The following is a 20,095-nucleotide window of genomic DNA, read 5'->3' on the forward strand; positions in this document are numbered from 1 at the left end:
TTTTGGAAAGCGAAATATTCGGATATATTAGGATCTTTCCAAGCAGATAAACTTTGACCACTTCCTCTCGGGAAGTTAAGGCCATACGGACAGCCGGGTCAAATGCCGACTGGCAACTTTCGTTGCCTTATTGATTGAGTTAAAAGCTCAAATTTTATAAGTTGGTAACTTTATAACCAGTGCTGACGCACACAACTTGTGAAACGGTCAATAAGAGTGGTAAAAGTAATTATTTGCTATATAGACTCTGATCCTAACAAAGTATATTTGAATATTAAGAGCCCTTCCATGAAACGTTAGCGTTTTATGGCTGACTGATAAGCACACTAGGGGTTTGTCCGGTCATGCTTATTGGAATTTCTTATTATTTGACTATATCAAGCAAGTGTGATGCGCATGGTGCGTGTTTCGCTTGCTTTTTTGTTGCCGTTTTTACAGAAAAAATTGAATTGGATGAGGAGATTGATTAAAAAATGGGAAAAGCACTAATCATCGGCGCCGGTGGCGTAGCATCTGTAGCAGTTCATAAATGCGTTCAAAACAGCGATGTCTTCGAAGAAATCTGCATTGCCAGCCGTACCAAGTCCAAATGCGATGAACTGAAAGCAAAACTTGACGGTGGAAAAACCAAAATTACGACCGCACAGGTCGATGCCAACAACGTGGATGAGCTGATCGCTCTGATTAACGAAGTGAAGCCGGATATCGTTATGAACCTGGCCCTTCCTTACCAAGATTTGACGATCATGGATGCTTGCCTGGCAACCAAAACACACTACATGGATACGGCTAACTATGAGCCGGAAGATACAGCGAAATTTGAATATAAATGGCAGTGGGAATACCGCGAGCGCTTCGAAAAAGCAGGAATTACAGCTCTGCTCGGCAGCGGATTCGACCCAGGCGTTACCGGCGTATTCTCGGCTTACGCGCTGAAGCATTATTTCGACGAAATTGAATACATCGACATTCTGGATTGCAACGGCGGAGATCACGGTTATCCTTTCGCCACCAACTTCAACCCGGAGATCAACATCCGTGAAGTGTCCGCTAACGGCCGCTACTGGGAAAACGGGGAATGGATCGAAACGAAACCGATGGAAATCAAACGCGAGTATAACTTCGCTGAAGTCGGCCAAAAGGACATGTACCTGCTGTACCATGAAGAGCTGGAATCCCTTGCGCAAAACATCCCTGGACTGAAGCGCATCCGCTTCTTCATGACGTTCGGCCAAAGCTACCTGATGCACCTCAAGGCGCTTGAAAACGTAGGAATGACCTCCATCGAACCGATCGAATTCGAAGGAAAGCAAATCATTCCGCTGCAATTCCTGAAGGCCGTGCTTCCGGACCCGGCTTCCCTCGGACCTCGTACGGTGGGCAAAACCAACATCGGCTGTATCTTCAAAGGGAAAAAAGACGGCCAAGATAAAACTTACTATGTCTACAATGTTTGCGACCACCAAGAGTGCTACAAAGAAGTAGGCTCCCAAGCGATCTCTTATACAACTGGCGTTCCTGCCATGATCGGCGCTGCGATGGTCCTCACCGGCAAATGGAACAAACCGGGCGTATACAACGTCGAAGAGTTCGATCCGGATCCATTCATGGAAGAGCTGAACAAATGGGGCCTTCCTTGGGTAGAAGACTTTAACCCGGTGTTGGTTGACGCCTTGCCTGAAGAAGCAAGAGAGCCGGAGCTTGTTCGTTAAGATGCGGTTCGAGGAGTTACCTACACCCTGTTTTGTAGTCAGTGAAGAACTCATTGAGAAAAACCTGAACATTTTGAACGGTGTCATGCAGCGTACGGGAGCCAAGATCGTGCTTGCGCAAAAGGCTTTTTCCATGACCGAGATGTACCCGCTTATCGGAAAATACTTAAGCGGTACGACTGCGAGCGGATTATTCGAGGCACGGCTGGGCCATGAGGAAATGGGCAAAGAGAATCATGTCTTTGCCCCCGCTTACCGTGAAGATGAGATCGACGAAATTGTTTCCATTTGTGACCATATTATTTTCAACTCCTTCTCCCAGCTGGAAAAGTATAAGGATAAAGCTCTTGCAGCCGGCAGAAAGATTGGCCTTCGCATCAATCCGGAATGTTCGACGCAAGTGGGACATGAAATCTACGATCCCTGTTCGCCGGGGTCAAGATTCGGCGTGAAGCGGGAGGATTTCCAGCCGGAACTGCTGGACGGCGTTACGGGGCTGCACTTCCATACCCTGTGCCAACAGAACTCCGACGATTTGGAAACCACACTGAATGCCGTCGAAGATAAGTTCGGACAATGGCTGCCGCAAATGGAATGGATCAATTTCGGCGGCGGCCACCATATCACGAGAGACGACTACGATATTCCGAGACTCGAGGCTTGTATTACTCGAATGCAATCCAAATACGGCTTGGAAGTCTACCTCGAACCCGGAGAAGCCATCGCGCTGAATGCGGGCTATATGGTCACCTCCGTGCTGGATATCCATCGTAACGGCATCGAGATCGCCATCGTGGACACCTCGGCCACCTGCCATATGCCGGATGTGCTGGAAATGCCTTACCGTCCGCCGCTCATCGGTTCAGGCGAAGCCGGCGAGAAGCCGTACACCTATCGGCTCGGCGGTCCGACCTGCCTTACTGGCGACGTCATCGGAGACTACTCCTTCGATCAGCCGCTTCAGAGCGGCGACCGATTGGTATTCGAAGACATGGCGATCTACTCCATGGTCAAAACGAATACCTTCAACGGCATGCCGCTGCCGGCCATCGCCGTGCAGGAGAAAGACGGCAGCTGCCGCGTCGTGCGCGAGTTCGGCTATCAGGATTTCAAGACGAGACTTGCTTGATGAATAAGAAAAACGTCTATCGACGTACCTTCAAAGAAGACAGACCGCGTCTAGAGGAAGTTTTTCTTGCGAGATCAGGAAGCAGAAGCTCCGAAACTTATACTTTCTGATCTCTTAAGCAAAGCCTTAACCCTGTCACAAGGGTTAAGGCTTTTTGGTTTTACGTTTTCTTTTTTTAGATAAAGCCTTGTATAGACTTACTTAAGGATAACCTTCAAATAGGCTAATTCCCCTGGCTGCATGATCAATTGTACGTCTTTACCGCTGCTAGGGATCTGGCGAATCACTTCCTCCAGCGGATTGACCAAGCAGGCAGCCTCCACTTCTCTATCCATTACGCTAAAGATGTACTCGGACTGCTCGGTTCCTGCATTTCGCAGGGTCAGAATAAACCCATTCCCATCCACAGCCGGTTTCACGTATAGCAGGACGACTGTACCGCTTGACTGGCTAAACCATTGCCCTTCTTCCTCCCGATCACACATTACCGCCGCATTCATGGCTATAGGATCCGCTGCAGCTATGCCCGCACGATATGCCTCAACGGGATCAAATTGCCCGAACGGACTTAGCTCATATTTCAAAACGATCTCTCCAGGTTGACTGGCCCAGAAGTTGGTATCCCAATAATTGTTCATGGCCCATGCAACCAGCAGCGGATTTTCCTGGCGGTCGATCTGCTTACTCTCCTTGCCGAATTGAAAATCGCCGATTTGAACGAGCGGCGCATCGGGACAAGCTAAGGTGATCCCCTTCTGCTGATCATAGATGGATACCGTTTGGTCAACCGTCACCCAGTCCCGGCAAGTCGTGCCAAGCTGCTCCCTGTCTAGCTCGACTAACAAACCGGCTGTATCATAATGGGCGCGCCAGCCTTGATCCATCCGCAGCGGAAAGGCGAAATAAATCGATTCGGGCCTCCTTATATCCGATTTATTCATGGACGCGGAAAGACAGATTCGGGGATGGATGGCTGAAAAAGTAATCCGCTGTTCCAGCCGGGAAACCCCCGGCGCTTCAAGCTGCATGACATACGTTACCGAGTCACTGGTTTGTTCGACCGAATAAGCTTGCAGCCGGTCGGCACCGGCACGCTTTGCTTTCCATTCATGATTCCAGACGGATATGCTGCGATTCCCTTTATCGACATCCCGCGGGAACAAGGTGCTTCGATGCTCATGGTTGTGGAGCCCGTCGATCGTCTCCTGAACAAACTCAAATAACGTCCATGGGCTCTTCTCGTCCAGCATAGGCCACTGATGTATCTTATCGAATAACTGCACAATTCTTCCGCTGACAGGGTTGTATGTCATCCGGTAAAATGGCGTTTCGATCATCCCTTCCGTGACCGAAATGCGGTTGGACGAGGCGGCCAGCCGGGCTTCTAACTGGGCAAACGGGATCTTTTTCCACGAAAATGGTGCCATCTCTACCGTTCCATACGATTTATAGCTTTGAACCTCCTGCGTGTACGGCAAGAAGTCCATCACGCGCGAAGCGGCTAAATGACGACCGCTGCCGAGGTAGTATTCAGGCACCTTGACCTCCGCATGCTGCGTTTCACTGGATGTATTGACCAGCATGACGCCGCCAGGCTCATGGGATTGTAAGGGGTTCCCTGCAACCGCCTCCATTTGTTTGGCATACACGTAGGCAGACAGGTCTGCCGATTTGTACGCCGTCCCCCTCTTGTGCAGCTGCATCGAAATCGAAAGCGGATGGTCAGGAAGGTTGACCGAGCCCCAAGAACCCCACGTGTGTTCATCATACAGCAGCGCCTGCTCCAATGCCTCGTTTTTCGCTTTCGTATACTGCAGGTTTGGCGCTCCTTGGATCGCTTCAAGAAAATCAGCCTTCTTCATGCTTTGCTTGGTTTGGCGGACGATCTTGGTTTCCTTTGCGGAACTTCCCGCACCGAAATTCCAGTAGTCCGTCCAATCGCCCGAATAAGTCTGGATTTGTCCTTTCGGCACCTGTCGAACCCGCTCCAGAAGCATCTCCGGGGTCGCGAAAATCACCTTCTGGTCATGTCCTTCTGCATTGTATCGGCGGATCAGCGACAGCAGGTTCGGATCCGGGCAGTTATTGTCATACAGCGGCGGATTGGTTGCCGTTAAGTATACGAAGTCATATGGATAACCCTCCCCTTCCAGACGATCGATATATCCCCTAATCCCTTGCGCCATCAGCTGGGTATCGTCCTGACTCGTGTGGAAAAACTGGCTGAACAGAGAATAATGCTCGCCCAGGAACGTCAGCAGCTGCCGGTTGTCTGGGGTTGTCCAGTTAAACGCGGCAGGTCGAGGCAGCGGTATGCCCCCGAAATGGACGTTAATCCCTGTGATATAAAACTCGATTCCTGCATCGAGCAAAACCTGGCTGAACGGCCATGGCTGCCCGTTGACATCATGATTTATCGCCGTTTTGATGGAAACGCCAAATCGCTCCCGCAGAACGCGAACCGGCTGGAGCATTCGTGCAAGCTGATCCGTATGTACAAGCGGCGTCGTATGCATCGGAAGTGCAGCAATACTGATCTGTCCATTGTGCAGCAATCTGCGGAAATCGGAAATTTGCTCAGAAGTGGCTGTCTCCAGCCATTGCATCACCGGATAGGTGGCCTCGCAGGTCCAGCGGAATTTTGAATCCTCTGGCTCATGCTCCGATTGAAGACATAGCCGGATTGCTTCATCAATATAGTCTTTCTGCAGCTCCAGCAGTAACGGCTGGGGATGCGTGTAGCCGATATCCAGGTGACTATGGTGCAAACACAATATTTCTTTGATTTTCGCCATTCCTGTCACGCTCCTAAGACTTTATGCATTCGTCATCCTTCATTTTCATGGTTAAATGATAAATCTCTTAAAAATTGTATCAAGTTCTGTGGGCTGCGTATTTACAGAAACGTATATCTTTTATACAATCGTCATGCCTATTTTCGGAGAAAAGGAGATGGTCTGTAATGGATTTTGCCAATCTTCATCCTTACGTCTACCATGCCTGTCTATATCCATTTTCCAGAGGCCAGAACAGCCTGTCGCGTACTTGCTACGCTTCATCGCTCTATCTGATCAGCGAGGGTAAGGGCATCATTCGCTTTCGGGGAGAAGACCACCCGGTCATTCCCGGTTCTCTTGTATATATGCCGCCGGGCTTGCTTCATGACTGGTATGCAGATTGGGAAGAGCCAATGGTTCACTATTGCTGCTATTTTGATTGGACGTTAATCGATCGCAGAGAAGCCTTCTCGACGCCCAACATGATCTGTTTCGACCTTTCTCAACTGCAGCCTTCGCTCATTGGGCCTGCGTTTCCTGTGCCAATTCCCGAATTGATGACGGTAAGCAAGCTGCGAATCTGGATGGATGGATTTGAGACTTTTTTTAATAACAATGAATACATAAACGAGCGAACCTATTATCGTGGCCTGAAGATTCAATCCAATTTTCAGCAGTTCATGGAGTACTTCCTCACCTTCGCTCTTCAGGAGAACAATATCCCCGATCCGCGAATGCTTCATCTTTTAGAACGGCTAGATCAGGATTTGATGACCGGCAGCGTGAAGCCGCTGGAAGTGTATTTTCGGGAGCTTCACATCAGCCGCGGCTATTTTTTCGAAAAATTTCATCAGGCCACCGGCTTATCACCCACGCAATATATGAACCATTTTCGGATTAACCGTGCCAAGGATGATCTGCGGTTCTCCAATTTGAGCATCACGGAAATTTCCGAGAAATACGGCTTCTCATCGGTTCATTATTTCTCTAAGCTGTTCAAGCAGTTAACGGGAATTCCGCCAAAAGAGTACCGCACAGCTTATATCAACGAGGGCTTTAAGCAGGTAGAAGTTTTTGCACCATAGTCAGGGGCGTGAGTCTACCAGCGCGCTCCCTCTTGTTCGAATTGCTAATTAAAAAAAGACCGCTTTTTGCGGACTTTTTAGTATACTCTTGGTATACAGCCAAGTTCATCGCAGCGTAATTTGCAGATTTCGACTCTAACAGGAAAGAACATGATGCGAGGTGAGATGATCTGATAACGTAAAGCAAATCTTTTCTGCGGCTCATTACAAATATGAATAAGGTGGGTTACGAATGAAAATTACGGGTTACGAATTATTCCTTGTACCACCACGCTGGTTATTTTTAAAAGTCGAAACGGATGAGGGCATTGCGGGTTGGGGAGAGCCTGTTATTGAAGGGAAAGCCGCAACGGTAAAAACGGCGGTCGAGGAGCTGATGACTTATTTAATCGGTAAGGACCCTTTGCGCATTGAGGATCATTGGAATGTGATGTACCGTGCTGGATTCTACCGCGGCGGCCCGATCCTGATGAGTGCGATTGCCGGCATAGACCAGGCTCTGTGGGATATTAAAGGAAAGTTCTATCATGCACCTGTCTATCAGTTGATCGGCGGTGCTTGCCGGGACTCGATGAAAGTGTATTCCTGGATCGGCGGGGATCGCCCAAGTGAAACGGCACAAATGGCGCTGGAGTGTGTGAAAAAAGGTTTTCAAGCCGTTAAAATGAATGCAACCGAAGAATTGCAGTACATCGATTCCTATGACAAGGTTGAGAAAGTGTTGGAAAACGTAGCGGCGATTCGTACCGCTGTCGGGAACCACATCGGAATCGGAATCGATTTTCACGGCCGCGTACATAAGCCCATGGCAAAAGTACTGGCTAAAGAGCTCGAAGTGTTTCGACCCATGTTTTTAGAGGAACCTGTGTTACCTGAACATAACGAGGCATTAAAAGAGATCGCTTCGCTAACCTCCACTCCGATTGCGACGGGAGAGCGGATGTTCTCAAGATGGGATTTTAAGCATCTGCTGTCCGGCGGTTACGTGGATATCATTCAGCCTGATTTATCCCATGCCGGCGGGATCACGGAATGCAAGAAAATCATCAGCATGGCGGAAGCCTACGATATCGCGGCTGCCCCGCATTGTCCGTTAGGTCCGATTGCACTGGCAGCCTGCTTACAGGTCGATGCCACCGCCCACAATGCCTTCATCCAGGAGCAGAGCTTAGGCATCCACTACAATCAAGGAAATGATCTGCTTGATTATTTGATAGATCCCGCTGTTTTCCATTATGAAAACGGTTACGTTAAAATACCGGACGGTCCAGGCTTAGGGATCGAGATCAACGAAGAAAAGGTGCGCGAAATGGCGAAAATAGGCCATCAATGGCAAAATCCGCTGTGGCGCCACAAGGACGGAAGCGTAGCCGAGTGGTAGAACCGCTCCTTGCGCATCTCATCCGGATCAACAAATCAAAAGATCGTTCCTCTCACGATGGGGAGCGATCTTTATTTGTTTCAAAATTAGCGAGTATGTTCAGTTTGACCGCGGGACTTCTTCCCCACCGGGATACTTTGGGCAAAACGGAATACATTATGGGGGTCATATTTCCGCTTGACCCGCTTCAGTCTGTTAAAATTCACTCCATAATACGCCTTGGGCCAGTTTTTGATTTGCAAATCGGGGAAGTTTACGTAATCCCCTTTGACAAAGGGACGTAATACTTTACGGAATCTTGTCACCCACTGGATATTCCGCTGCTGCTCGCCGTCGTTCCTCCATCTTGCCGACAGCTCATAGACCGTCTCTGCCTTCCGATGTGGATAGGCCGTCGCAGTTGGAGATATCCGGCTTACCGCACTTCCTGCCCCGCCTAAGCTTTGACACCACACAGTAGCATGCTGATTAGGCGCATTGGACAGAAAATCACGAATCACTCGCACGCCTTCACGAGGCAGCGGCTTAAACCCGAATGCTCCGGTAATTTTAAACTTCGGCTCCAGGTTGAGATCCCCTTGGGCAAAAAATTGGGTTGCTTCGATAAAAGGTACTGTCCTTACCATCACCTTTACCGCAGTTCCTGCTTGCAGCAAAGGTTGGATTAATCGCCGCAGTTCTTCCGCGCTTCCCAGCAGCTGTCCGGTAGACACGATGGTCCCCACCTGTTTCGCAGCGACCTCGATGGTTGAAGTTAAGCGGTTCGTAACCGCAGGAGCCCAGCGCTGCCAAGCCGGAAATACCTTCTCCAGATCGCGCCATTTCCAGGTGATGCTGTAGATGGAGACGTTCTGGATGGGCCTTACCCGAAACGTATATTCGGTGGCAATCCCAAAGTTCCCTCCCCCACCCCCTCGTGATGCCCAGAGCAGATCGGAATGTTTCTTCTCGTTGGCGATGATCGGCTTCGCCCCTCGCCGTCCTGAAGCCACAACCATCTTCACCTGTTTTAGGTTATCGCAGGTAAGTCCATACTTTCGCGAGAGCAGCCCGATTCCCCCTCCCAGGGTAAGCCCGGCAATGCCCACATCTGGCGCCGTTCCACCCGGCAGGGTTACGTGCTTGTTCCACAGTTTTCTGTATACCCGGGCAAGCGGATTGCCTGTTTGTATTCGGGCTACCATGTTTTTGCGATCCACCTTCACGCTATTCATTTCGCTCACATCGATAATTAACCCGCCATTAACAGACGAAAATCCTTCATAGCTGTGCCTCCCGCTGCGGACTCTAAACCGTACGCCTCGCTCACGAGCCCATTTCACTGCGTTGATTACATCCTGCGTTCGTTGGCAAAACACGATGATCCGTGGGAACTTGGAAAAGCGCCGATTGTATTCCATTCTGGCTGTATTATAAGACGGATTGCCAGGCACCACGATTCTTCCGGTCAATGGGGTACCGGCTGTATTCCGCTTTTCAGTCATTATTATGTCCACCATCCTCGATCATGGATTAAGCTGTACTCATCTGCTTATTCCTATGTCGGGGCAATTGACCTGGCAACGGCACCTGCCTTATAGGCGTTTGTATAGTAACCTTAGCTTCTCTCGAAAATCATGTAATCTCTGATGTCGTGTATTTAGTGAGTCGACATGCAGGAAAGAAAAAACGGCTCCGCTTTACGGAAGCCGTTTTTTGCGGTACTACTTCACTCAGCAGTTCTTTCCACTCTTCTTGCCTGGGTTCATCGGTTGATTTCCCCCGGTTTCAGCCAGCTTCTCTCCGAATTGATCCAGCCGTTCTGGCGAAGATGCAGGGCCGTCGTTTTTCGGCTTGTTGTTTCTTCCAGTCATGACGCTCACCTCCATCCATAACATGAGCGCCTGACCTTGTTTTCATACCCTGGGACTTCATCCGAACCTTAAAATCGGGTCCTTTTTGCAGATTGCTTTGAACCCGGCACTATACAACCGCTCCAAAAGCGCTTAATATTTTCAATAGCGAGTTGCTTCAAATCCGCAATCGTTGCAGTGAACTTATTCGAGAAGGAGTCATCAGAGGCATGCTGGAACCAAACATCACCAACTTATTGAAAAATACGCTGAAAGCAAGTATTGATAACAAGGAGATCGCCGGCGCGAACTTCATGGTGCTTAAGGACGGGAACGAAGTTTTTTACCATGAAGACGGATTAGCTGACCTTGAGTCGGGGCGCCCGATAACAAGGGATTCGATTTTCCGGTTATATTCGATGACGAAGCCGGTGACTTCCACCTCCATCATGATGCTGCTGGAGCGTGGGGCTATCGATTTGTTCGATCCTGTAAGCCATTACATTCCGGGTTTCAAAAACCAGCAGGTTGAGAAAAACGGCGAACTGGTTCCGGCCGGCCGGGAAGTCAACATTCACGATTTATTGAATATGACATCAGGATTGGTATACGGCGGAACCAACCAAGGCGGACAGCAAACGGATGCATTATTCCAGGAGCTGGGCAGCCGGTTGAACGGGGATAACCCGATGAGCACACTGGAGTTCGCGAACCGCCTGGGCCAGATCCCGCTTTCGTTCGAGCCGGGCTCGTACTGGCAGTACGGAACGTCCGCCGATGTGCTTGGTGCGGTTGTAGAAGCGGTGAGCGGTATGCGGTACGGACAATTTTTGAAAAAGGAAATATTCGAACCGCTGGGCATGAAGGATACCGGATTCTGGCTGCCTGAAGAAAAAAGAGACCGTCTTGTGAAAACATATCAGGATGATGGCGAAGGCGGCTTAAAGCTGTACTCGCACAGCCACCTTGGCATCGCCCATCAGCTGGACCGTGATCCGGCATACGAGTCCGGCGGGGCCGGCTTGGCATCCACGATTGACGATGCTGCCAAGTTCACGACGATGCTGATGAATCAAGGCAGCTTCAACAGTGTTCAACTGTTAAAGCCAAGAACGGTTCAATATATGACGTCGGCGGCATTAACCGAGTGGCAGCAAAAAGGCTTCGACACGTGGCACACGATGCGCGGCCACAGCTATGGCAACCAGATGCGCATCATGACCGACCCCGGAAAAGCCGGATTTATCGGCAGCCCGGGCGAATACGGCTGGGACGGCTGGCTGGGGGCTTACTTCAGCAACAGCCCACGGGACGGACTGACGATCTTGTTTATGATCCAGAAAAAAGATGGCGGCACGATGCCAATTACGCGCAAGCTGCGTAATATCGTGTTCAGCACCTTGTAAGAGCCAAACGAAAGAACCGCACGGGAGCAGAGCTCCATGTGCGGTTCTATTTTTTTACGAAGAATGGTCTATAGGTGGACAGCTCCCCATCAGGAAGCGCTGAAATCGTTAAAATAGTGCACGCCGTCATGCGCCGTATCGCCGGGTTCGGTTCTTCGGTTGGTGCTGAACCATAACTTATCTCCGTTTGCTACTCCGACGCCCTCAATTTCAAACAGATCAGGAAATGCCGAAGACGTCACGCGGAACGATAGATTGGGATCCGCTTGGATGGTACCCGAAGCCGTAGAAATATTACGATAAACGAGCACAATGCTGACGTTTTTATATGTCATCGGAACATATATCGTGTTGTTATAATAACCGAAGCCTTGGAAAGCATACGAAGTTATATTCGATATCGTGCTGCCGTTGACCTTTGCATCTTCAATATTCAGAGAGAAGCTATTCGTTACATTGATCGTTCCACTGGTTGCGGTTAGCGGCAGCGAACCTCTGTACAAGGTTCGTCCGGATTTGAATAAAAAGTTTATGTTGCTCGCGTCTTTGCTCGTAATTTTCACACCCGACATCGCCTTGTCTGTACCATCGTATTTAATAGTGTAATTGCCTACTTTGTAGTAAGTCGTTCCTACATATTTCAGTTTCACGAGACTCATACTGCCAGCGTTCATGGTGACGACGAACATATAATAATTGCCGCCGTTGGAGCTGAGAACGACATCGTTGGCATGACCGAGATAGGTAGCGTAAGTAGATCCGTTATCCCCGTTGGTCATGAGCGTTGTGGTACCGTCACTCATTTTGGTGCGATAAATGACCGCCTTATTGTTATCGCCATTGACTTTTACAGAATAGACGTAGGTAGATCCCACGGCAAATCCCTGAGCGGCGTAGCAATCATTGGCATTGCCCAGCGTAGCGACGGTGGAGTACGTGTTGTAATATGCTGCACTGGCTGCAACGGGCATCAGCATGGATGCGCAGAGAAGAATAGCGATAAATATGGTCAATCGTTTGCTGCTCCTCCAAGTCTGGGCCATGACAGCCATCCTTTCCGTAAACCTCCACTTCATACACGGACACCTCCATAAAATTGATGTTATGTTGTCTGTATGAATGAAATCAGTTTCCTACCTTTGCCAACCTCCACATTACAGAGCAGCTGTTTATTGGAATTCCTGCAAGGAATGGTTCGTTCTATTGTAGTTTAACCTGAATCCATGCTCATTCAAGTCATTATAGTCCTAAATCAGGGTAGTTCTGGGCCTAATCCTTTTGTCCCCCTGGTTGTTGTGATTCAAGTAAAATACTTGTTGCGTTACCTCAGAACGTGTTGTCATCATCGGATCCGTCTCATAGCTGGTACTCAGATGTAAAATTTCCCCTTGAACCTTACGCAGCGTCATGTCCTAAGATTCAATTGCCGGCAAAAAATTAAAAAGGGAGATCGATGATGATGACGAAACGGCAACTTCAACACAGCACAGCGTTTTTTAAGTATGCAAGGCGAGGAGTGGGATCAAAATGAGCAGCACATCGTACAGCAATGAGCTAAAAGCCGGCCTAAAGGAATGGATCGGACTTGCCGTACTGGCTCTGCCCGCCCTTCTGGTCTCGATTGATCTCTCCGTGATGATTCTCGCGCTGCCGCATATCAGCGCCGACCTGGGCGCAGATAGCGCTCAGCAATTATGGATCATCGACATCTATGGATTTATGCTCTCCGGATTTCTAATCACAATGGGCTCGCTGGGAGACCGGATCGGCCGCAGGAAGCTGCTGATGATTGGCGGAATCTCTTTTGCGGCAGCTTCCATATTAGCTGCGTTTGCTCCAAATGCATGGACTCTGATTGCAGCACGTGCGCTGCTGGGGATCGCCGGGGCAACGGTCGCGCCTTCGACTTTAGCTTTAATCAGCAGCATGTTCCGCAATCCCAAGCAGCGCTCTCTCGCCATTGGCATATGGATGATGTGCTCCATGGGCGGCATGGCGCTTGGTCCGGTCCTCGGCGGTATGCTGTTAAACCACTTTTGGTGGGGTTCGGTATTCCTGCTTTCCTTGCCCATCATGTTGATTTTGGTCCTTACCGGACCCGTTCTGCTGCCGGAATATCGTCATCCCCAAACCGGCCCTCTTGATGTAACAAGTGTTTTGTTGTCGTTGCTTGCCATTTTGCCGGTCATCTATGGACTTAAACAAATAGCCAAATACGGCCTGCAAATTGCACCATTACTGTTTCTATTCGCTGGCTTAGTCTTTGGCGCATTTTTTATTGCGAGGCAGAAAAGGTTGACCAGTCCATTGCTGGATCTGCGTCTATTTGCGAACCGGGGATTCAGCTCCGCGCTGGGAGGCATGTTCGGCATCACATTTACGGGAGCAACGATGCTCTATATCGGGCAGTATCTGCAATTCGTAAAGGGGCTGTCTCCGCTTGAAGCAGGGTTATTTATGCTCCCCGGAGCCATCGCCTCCATGGCCGGGATGTTACTCTCACCGCTTGCCGCACGCCTGGTGCGCCCGGCTCGCCTGATCGGAGGAGGCCTTTTGATCTCCGCGACAGGATGTCTGTTCCTCACTCAGGTGGGCAGTGATTCCGGCCTCACCTATCTTGTCATCGGGTATGTGCTGTTCAACTTGGGTGCTGCTCCATTACCCAGCCTGTCCAGCGATCTGGTGATCGGCTCGGTCTCGCCGGCAAAGGCAGGATCGGCCGCAGCCATGCTGCAAACAAGCGGAGAATTTGCGTTTGCGCTGGGCATTGCCGTTTTGGGCAGCATCGGCACCGTCGTATATCGCAGCCAGGTGACGAGTTCGATCCCTGCCAACCTCTCGGAATCCTCTGTACAACTCTCACGCGACAGTTTGACCGGGGCGATCGAGACAGCAAAAAATCTCACGGGGGAAGCCGGTACTTCGCTCGTCGAGGGGGCAAGCAAAGCTTTTATGGGCGGGTTTCACGCTATTGCAGCGGTTAGTGGAGTCATTATGCTTGGTATCATCGTTTTGGTCGCGATCCAGTTCCGTCACTTACGGCCGATTGGAGAGAACCAACCTGTCCAAGCCGAACGTATTCCCGAAACAGAGCATTCCCTGCAATAATGAATAATGATCTAGAATAGCCTTGGCATTAGGCCAAGGCTATTTGCATAATAAAATCCGTTTGTTCTTCATCCCCCATATAAAAAGAGTGCGCACCGGTTTGAACAAAACCTAATTTTTCGTAAAAGCGGATGGCTTTCTCGTTCTTTTCCCAAACTCCGAGCCACAACCTCTTTTTGTTGTGAATTTTGGCAATTTCCATCGCTTGGTTGATTAAATATTGGCCCAGCCCTTTTCTTTGAAACTGGCTTCGAATATAAATCCGCTCAATTTCGAGCGACTCATTGCCCATTGGTTCGGTTTGGGCATCATTCATATTGACCTTTAATAATCCAGCAAGTTCATCATGGAAATAGACGAAATAGAACTCCGAAGAGCTATGGGCCAATTCTTTTTCCAACTGTTCGGCGTTAAATGCCTTTTCCAAATAGGCTTTCAAATTCTCCGGTGAATTCTGGTCTTTAAATGTGTCCGTAAATGTTTCGATGCTGATTTCCCGGAGCCGCGGCAAATCTTCACGGCTGCACTTGGTTATGCTTACTGTCATGTTTGTCGAAAGCTCCTTTATCTAAAATCAATAACCCCTCTTGTTCCCTTTTTTGACGTATTCCCAATCCACTTCGATATTCTTTCTAACCCTTTGCAGAAGTTGAAAAATGGTATCTGTTTCTTCTTCCGAAAATCCCACTAACGCGACCCGATTCGAATGATCATGTTCTCTTTGGATAAAAGGATACACCGATAGCCCTTTTTCGGTCGGAAAAAGTTTTTTGATCTTTCGGTTATGCTCGTCCGCCTTTTTCTCAATAAAGCCATTCGTTTCAAGCTTTTGTATGGCACGGGCTGCAGTAGTCCGGTCTACCTTAATCATTTCGGCTAACTTTTCTTGAATGATCCCCGGGCTCTCGCAAATCCGGACAAGATACAAATACTGCCCTTTCGTCAGGTCATATTCCTTAAATTCGATGTTGCTAATTGAATCCAACGCCCTGGCAATCATTCCGATTTCACGCAGAATTTCTTTCATATGGGCAGCTCCTCATCCTTTTCAACTGATCAATCGCTCTTGATCAATATTATATTATTTTTATTGCATTTGCAACAAAATGAAAAGTGAGAATGATTTAAGTCGTTATTAGTAAATACAACATCAGATTGTTTAGAGCGTAACCTTAAGGCGCTTTCGGCAGATCCAGGCCATTCATGACATAGGGACGAACAATGCCCACAAGTATATCGGTTCGGTCATTCTCTCCCACCGTTAACCAAGAATGCGCAGCGCCATAAATCGCAGAGGCAGTCATCGCCGAGATGATTTTCGTTTGTCTGTCTTCCATAAGGTGAAGATTCCCTCTCCGTAAAATGTTCTCAATGGATTGCTGCAGCAGCTGCTTGATTTTCTCATCCACGAGCGATGCAATCGGTTTGGCATCCATTCTGCATATCTGATAAAAATCCATAATGTAGTGGTAAGTCATCATGATCAGCCCGTCACAGATTTCATCCGTAAAGTCGCGTGCATTCAGCACTTGATCAGGAATTCTATCGCGAAAAGCCTGCTCAGTGATTTCTTCCAGCAAAGCGTATTTATCTTCATAATGCGCATAGAAGGTGGCGCGGTTAATCGTTGCTCTTTGTGCGATATCGTTAATGGTTATGGAATCAAAATCTTTCTTTCGGAGCAGCTCCCTGAACGCTTCCCTGATTAACTGGCGTGTGCGCAATACCCTCGGATCCTGCTGATTTACCATATCCAGCCTCCTGTTAAAACATCAAATTTCAAGATGTGTTGTCTATGCAACGTTCCGCTTCATCTGCCGATTGAAATCAGAAGCTTGCCATACTATCATCTTACCCAACAGATGTTGCTTAAGCAATCTCTGACTAATTCATGGAAAGGGTAGATCATTGTTGAATACGATAAAAAAGAGACTTTTAATATTTGGCGCAGGTATCGTTGGCAGCATATACGCGCTCCGGTTTGCCAAATCGGGTCTGGATGTCACACTGTTGGCTCGGGGAAAGAGGCTGGACACCCTTCAAAAGAACGGTTTGCGTTACAACGAGCACGGCACGATAAAACAAATGTCGATCAAGACGATCGGGAAGCTTGAGGACGACGATATTTACGATTTTATCTTTGTTCCGGTACGGTTTGATCAAGCCGAATCCGCCCTGTCTGCGATCAAAAATAACCAGAGCCAGACGATCGTCACTTTGACTAACACCATCGGTTATGAATCCTGGCTTGATATCGTGGGTGACCGGCTGCTCCCCGGATTTCCCGGGGCAGGTGGAGACATGAAAGAGGATGTTTTATACGCCCAATTCGGCTCGGAAAAACATCAAGGGACCATTTTTGGTGAAATCAATGGACAAACGACCGAAAGGGTCAAGGAGCTGGCTAAAGTACTTGAAACGGCAGGTTTGCATTATGAGATCCAACATGATATGTATGCATTCCATGTTTCGCATGCTGCCGTTGCCGTGGGCAACAAGCATTTCTATACGGACCACGGTGTGGTCGATCTAGAGACAGCAAGAAGCGAACGAACGCTCCGCAAGCTCGCTGCTGATATTAAACAAAATCTTCGCTTGGTCGAGCAAGCCGGAATCCAAGTCATTCCGAGCGAAACGAAGGCCATGGGGGAACTGTCGGAACAAGAACTTACAGCAATGTACCGCCAGATGTTGAGTAATGATTTTATCATTGATGTCATGCTCGGGGATCATGCCGTCAGTCAAAGAGCAGAAATTATGCTGTTAGATGAGAAATTTCATGAAAAGTTTTCTGTGGGGCAATAACACCAGATCGGCTAGCCCGGTTAATCCCAAGCAAAAAGAAGCGGCAGTCTAGGACTTTCGAGCCCTGGTCTGCCGCTCTTCATAACAAATAGGCATTTTTGATGTATTTGGTACTGTTGCGTTTTCGGATGGCTTTCCTTCGGCATGCAGTATGTGCAGCGGAAATTGCATCGGTCCGTCACGGAAATCCTCAGGTCGCGCATCAGTCTAGCCAGCTTATCCAACTGGGGGTTCGCCGCCATGCTTCCTTCCTCCTTCATATAGCCGTACATGCTTCAGCACGCTTTATCCTTGCAGCTGCGGACTGGTTTTCAGCTTTGAACTTCCGCCTCCATAGCGGTCGTTTGTAGGCTTGTTCGTAATATCGCTGAACGTTCCGACATATTGGATAACGTCTCCGGCATCATCTTTAACTGCATTAATGATTAATAACTCTAAATACTCCTCGCCATTTTTGCGACGGTATCCCAAGGAACGGGGTTCCTATCATTTCCAGGAGTTACAAATCCGGAAAACACAGCGCTCAGACCGGGTCCCCCAATGTGGATCAGGACTGCTCGGTTCAGTTGTGCTCCTCCTCGAGAGCACCGGTGAGGAAATCGATGAATCCGAACGGTGAGTGATCGTCGAAGCAGAGCGCTAGGATCATGTGTGACCCCGCTGCGGCCGACTCGCTGCGTGGGAACAGTGCCTCTTCGTAGGCGGTGAGTGCAGCTTCGGTATCGCCTTGGTGTGCGGCGATCGCCTTCCCGAGCTCGGCACCGTCGAACATCGCTAAGTTCGCGCCCTCGCCTGCCGGCGGCATCAGGTGTGCGGCATCACCTAGGAGTGTCACCCCGGGCACGCGGTTCCATCGGTGGCCGATCGGGAGTGAGTAGATCATGCGCGGGATCGGTGCGGCTTCGCCGTCGGTGATCAGCGCGGTGAGTTCCGGCGCCCACCCGTCAAACTCAGCCGCGATGGCTCGCTTCGCGGCGGTGACGTCACTAAAGTCGATACCGGCGATCCACTCAGCGGGACGGTTTAGCTGGACGTACGTATGGAGGACGTCCTCCGCCTCGCGGTGTGCGCCGATCCCCTTTCCCGGGGCGAGCGCGAACATCGCGCCGGCGCCGACCGCTTTAGCCGCCGCGGCGTGCCGCACGTCGGCATCATAAAGGTAGGTCTCGATGAATGTCGTGCCGACATACTCGGGCTGCGCGTCGGAGAGCAGCGGACGGATCTTCGACCAGGCGCCGTCCGCACCTACGAGGAGTTCGGTGCTCGCAGTGGATCCATCCGCGAACGTCAGCTGATGCCGTCCGTCGCCTTGAGGTTCTACATCGATGAGCTTCTTACCCCACTGGATCGTCCCCGGAGGCAGGGAGTTAACGAGGAGGCGCCGCAGATCGCCCCGAAGTACCTCGGGCCGTCCGCCGTTGCCGTCATCGGGCTTGTCGTAGAGCACCTCGCCGTGCTGGTCAAGCACCCGCGTCGCTTCACCACCTTTGTGTATCAGGCCTAGGAACTCGTCAAACAGCCCTGCTGCCTGGAGCGCGAGTTGCCCATTGTCCTCGTGAATGTCCAGCTGCCCGCCCTGCGCGCGTGCCTCCGCCGAAGGCTCCGCTTCGTAGATTGTTGCGGTTATGCCGTGAACGTGGAGAACGCGTGCGAGCGTCAGGCCGCCGAGGCCCGCACCGACGATCGTGACGGGTGTCGTCATTTTACCTGGTATCGTTTTTTTAGTCATGCTGCTCATCCTCTTTCTAATTTTTATTTAATCAACAATTTAATCCAACCGTGACACGACACGGATCAATGATCACGCTAGGGGTAAGGAAAAACTTCCATGATCCCTGAAAGATGTTGATTACAATGGATATAATGCAATAGCTTTATGAACTGAATATGAATTATGTATCTCACTCGGCGTGACCAGTGCACTTGGACACATTATCGACTCCGCTGATCTACCTCGTAAGTCCTCTCTTCATTACCGCCATCCCTCAGAAAGCTTGAGTAACGCTCTTTCATACGAATTTCCGCAATACTCCCCTTCCTCCCCACAAAAAAGGCCCCCTCTTCTCCTCGTGAAGAAAGGGGGGCTTTAAACAACCGTTTTTCTGATCAGCTGCACCGCTCGCGAATCCGCTCGAACAGCACGTTATTTTCCAAATGGATGTGCTCGAAGGTGTCTTTTTCCAGCAGTCCAAGCCGCTGGTAGACAAGTCGATACGTGCCGCAGGCATCTGCCGGGAGGGAGAAATCGCCGGTCACTTCCCGCAGCTCCTTCAGCAGATTCCCGGCCTGCTCATGCTCCTGCTCCAGCCCGTACAGCAGCGGCCGAAGTTCCTCCAAATGCTGCGGATTCGGATTCGCCATAGATTTTAGGATCTGCGGGAATACGTTGTGATCTTCGTCCTCCGTATGCTCCTGAAGTTCACTTTTCAAATCCGCGAATAATTCCTGCACCCGCAACAGCTCCGGATGACGTTCTCCATGAACGCGGGCCAGCTTTGTCACATATGGCGTTAACGCGGGAAGTTCTTCGCGCAAAAAAGCGTGATGCTTGTTCTGAATGTATTCGATCAGCTCCGGTTCCGCCAGATCTCCAGGCCGGCTGTCCTGATACTCCGCCATTTTCGTCTCCAGTGTCCGGATCTGATCCAGAACCGCGCTGGAATCGAGCTTCCGTGTAGTCGCTGCTTCTTCCAGAGGGATTTTGCCTCCGCAGCAAAAATCGATGCGCAATGCGCGGAACAGATCGGCTGACTGCGGTACGGCTGTGACGATGTCGGCAACATGCGTTTGAAGCGTTAATTGACTCATTGAAAGGACCTCCTGTAGTGGATTCATTCCCATATCGTGATGCAGAACTCAT

At 49.9% G+C, this 20,095-nt stretch carries 17 protein-coding genes and 1 pseudogene; 7 read left to right on the forward strand and 11 right to left on the reverse strand.

Features of this window, described 5'->3' with window-relative positions:
* Nucleotides 1–473 precede the first annotated feature (473 nt).
* On the forward strand, nt 474–1,712 hold the full coding sequence (locus ABIE48_RS17110; RefSeq protein WP_116230109.1) for a saccharopine dehydrogenase family protein: 1,239 nt from the start codon (nt 474–476) through the stop codon (nt 1,710–1,712).
* A gap of 1 nt (nt 1,713) precedes the next feature.
* On the forward strand, nt 1,714–2,841 hold the full coding sequence (gene nspC, locus ABIE48_RS17115; protein ID WP_145022857.1) for a carboxynorspermidine decarboxylase: 1,128 nt from the start codon (nt 1,714–1,716) through the stop codon (nt 2,839–2,841).
* Between the two features lie 197 nt (nt 2,842–3,038).
* On the opposite strand, the gene ABIE48_RS17120 is transcribed toward nspC, so the two are convergent.
* The gene (locus ABIE48_RS17120) at nt 3,039–5,636 is read right to left on the reverse strand and encodes a glycoside hydrolase family 38 N-terminal domain-containing protein (RefSeq protein ID WP_192713810.1); all 2,598 of its coding nucleotides are present in this window, start codon (nt 5,634–5,636) and stop codon (nt 3,039–3,041) included.
* A gap of 167 nt (nt 5,637–5,803) precedes the next feature.
* On the opposite strand from ABIE48_RS17120, the gene ABIE48_RS17125 reads away from it, so the two are divergent.
* Together ABIE48_RS17125 and dgoD are read left to right on the forward strand one after the other, a co-directional pair.
* The gene (locus ABIE48_RS17125) at nt 5,804–6,703 is read left to right on the forward strand and encodes a helix-turn-helix transcriptional regulator (RefSeq protein WP_192713809.1); all 900 of its coding nucleotides are present in this window, start codon (nt 5,804–5,806) and stop codon (nt 6,701–6,703) included.
* 232 nt (nt 6,704–6,935) lie between these two features.
* Nucleotides 6,936–8,084 (forward strand): galactonate dehydratase, encoded by a 1,149-nt coding sequence (gene dgoD, locus ABIE48_RS17130; protein WP_192713808.1) that lies wholly within the window; start codon nt 6,936–6,938, stop codon nt 8,082–8,084.
* Nucleotides 8,085–8,170: 86 nt separating this feature from the next.
* Here the strand turns inward: dgoD and ABIE48_RS17135 are convergent, their stop codons facing one another.
* Nucleotides 8,171–9,568: an FAD-binding oxidoreductase gene (locus tag ABIE48_RS17135; protein ID WP_192713807.1), complete on the reverse strand. Its 1,398-nt coding sequence runs from the start codon at nt 9,566–9,568 to the stop codon at nt 8,171–8,173.
* 228 nt (nt 9,569–9,796) lie between these two features.
* On the reverse strand, nt 9,797–9,937 hold the full coding sequence (locus ABIE48_RS17140; RefSeq protein WP_163875666.1) for a hypothetical protein: 141 nt from the start codon (nt 9,935–9,937) through the stop codon (nt 9,797–9,799).
* Nucleotides 9,938–10,146: 209 nt separating this feature from the next.
* Here ABIE48_RS17140 and ABIE48_RS17145 point away from each other — a divergent pair, with 209 nt between their 5' ends.
* Complete coding sequence (locus ABIE48_RS17145; protein WP_192713806.1) at nt 10,147–11,322, forward strand: serine hydrolase domain-containing protein; 1,176 nt, start codon at nt 10,147–10,149, stop codon at nt 11,320–11,322.
* Between the two features lie 89 nt (nt 11,323–11,411).
* On the opposite strand, the gene ABIE48_RS17150 is transcribed toward ABIE48_RS17145, so the two are convergent.
* A complete protein-coding gene (locus ABIE48_RS17150; RefSeq protein ID WP_354519351.1) occupies nt 11,412–12,398 on the reverse strand; it encodes a hypothetical protein in 987 nt (328 codons plus the stop codon).
* Nucleotides 12,399–12,849: 451 nt separating this feature from the next.
* Here ABIE48_RS17150 and ABIE48_RS17155 point away from each other — a divergent pair, with 451 nt between their 5' ends.
* Nucleotides 12,850–14,430, forward strand: a complete 1,581-nt coding sequence (locus tag ABIE48_RS17155; protein ID WP_192713805.1) for an MFS transporter — start codon at nt 12,850–12,852, stop codon at nt 14,428–14,430.
* Between the two features lie 28 nt (nt 14,431–14,458).
* Here ABIE48_RS17155 and paiA read toward each other — a convergent pair whose 3' ends face one another.
* The 3 genes from paiA to ABIE48_RS17170 form a co-directional block, all read right to left on the reverse strand.
* On the reverse strand, nt 14,459–14,977 hold the full coding sequence (paiA, locus tag ABIE48_RS17160; protein ID WP_192713804.1) for a spermidine/spermine N(1)-acetyltransferase: 519 nt from the start codon (nt 14,975–14,977) through the stop codon (nt 14,459–14,461).
* 27 nt (nt 14,978–15,004) lie between these two features.
* Nucleotides 15,005–15,457, reverse strand: a complete 453-nt coding sequence (locus ABIE48_RS17165; protein ID WP_192713803.1) for a MarR family winged helix-turn-helix transcriptional regulator — start codon at nt 15,455–15,457, stop codon at nt 15,005–15,007.
* A gap of 145 nt (nt 15,458–15,602) precedes the next feature.
* On the reverse strand, nt 15,603–16,181 hold the full coding sequence (locus tag ABIE48_RS17170; RefSeq protein WP_192713802.1) for a TetR/AcrR family transcriptional regulator: 579 nt from the start codon (nt 16,179–16,181) through the stop codon (nt 15,603–15,605).
* 160 nt (nt 16,182–16,341) lie between these two features.
* Between ABIE48_RS17170 and ABIE48_RS17175 the strand changes: the two genes are divergently transcribed.
* Nucleotides 16,342–17,235 (forward strand): ketopantoate reductase family protein, encoded by an 894-nt coding sequence (locus ABIE48_RS17175; RefSeq protein WP_192713801.1) that lies wholly within the window; start codon nt 16,342–16,344, stop codon nt 17,233–17,235.
* Nucleotides 17,236–17,369: 134 nt separating this feature from the next.
* Here the strand turns inward: ABIE48_RS17175 and ABIE48_RS17180 are convergent.
* From ABIE48_RS17180 to ric, 4 genes and pseudogenes are all read right to left on the reverse strand, one after another.
* Nucleotides 17,370–17,477: pseudogene (locus ABIE48_RS17180) on the reverse strand (GTP 3',8-cyclase MoaA); the annotation flags it as partial.
* Between the two features lie 43 nt (nt 17,478–17,520).
* Complete coding sequence (locus ABIE48_RS17185; RefSeq protein ID WP_145018165.1) at nt 17,521–17,706, reverse strand: PAS domain-containing protein; 186 nt, start codon at nt 17,704–17,706, stop codon at nt 17,521–17,523.
* 91 nt (nt 17,707–17,797) lie between these two features.
* Entirely contained in the window at nt 17,798–18,964 is a 1,167-nt protein-coding gene (locus ABIE48_RS17190; RefSeq protein WP_222125583.1) for an FAD-dependent oxidoreductase, read from the reverse strand.
* 377 nt (nt 18,965–19,341) lie between these two features.
* Entirely contained in the window at nt 19,342–20,043 is a 702-nt protein-coding gene (gene ric / locus ABIE48_RS17195) for an iron-sulfur cluster repair di-iron protein (RefSeq protein ID WP_192713800.1), read from the reverse strand.
* Nucleotides 20,044–20,095: the final 52 nt, after the last annotated feature.

Origin of the sequence: Paenibacillus sp. OAE614 (assembly GCF_040546645.1) — a bacterium.
Taxonomy (GTDB): Bacteria; Bacillota; Bacilli; order Paenibacillales; family Paenibacillaceae; genus Paenibacillus_AQ; species Paenibacillus_AQ favisporus.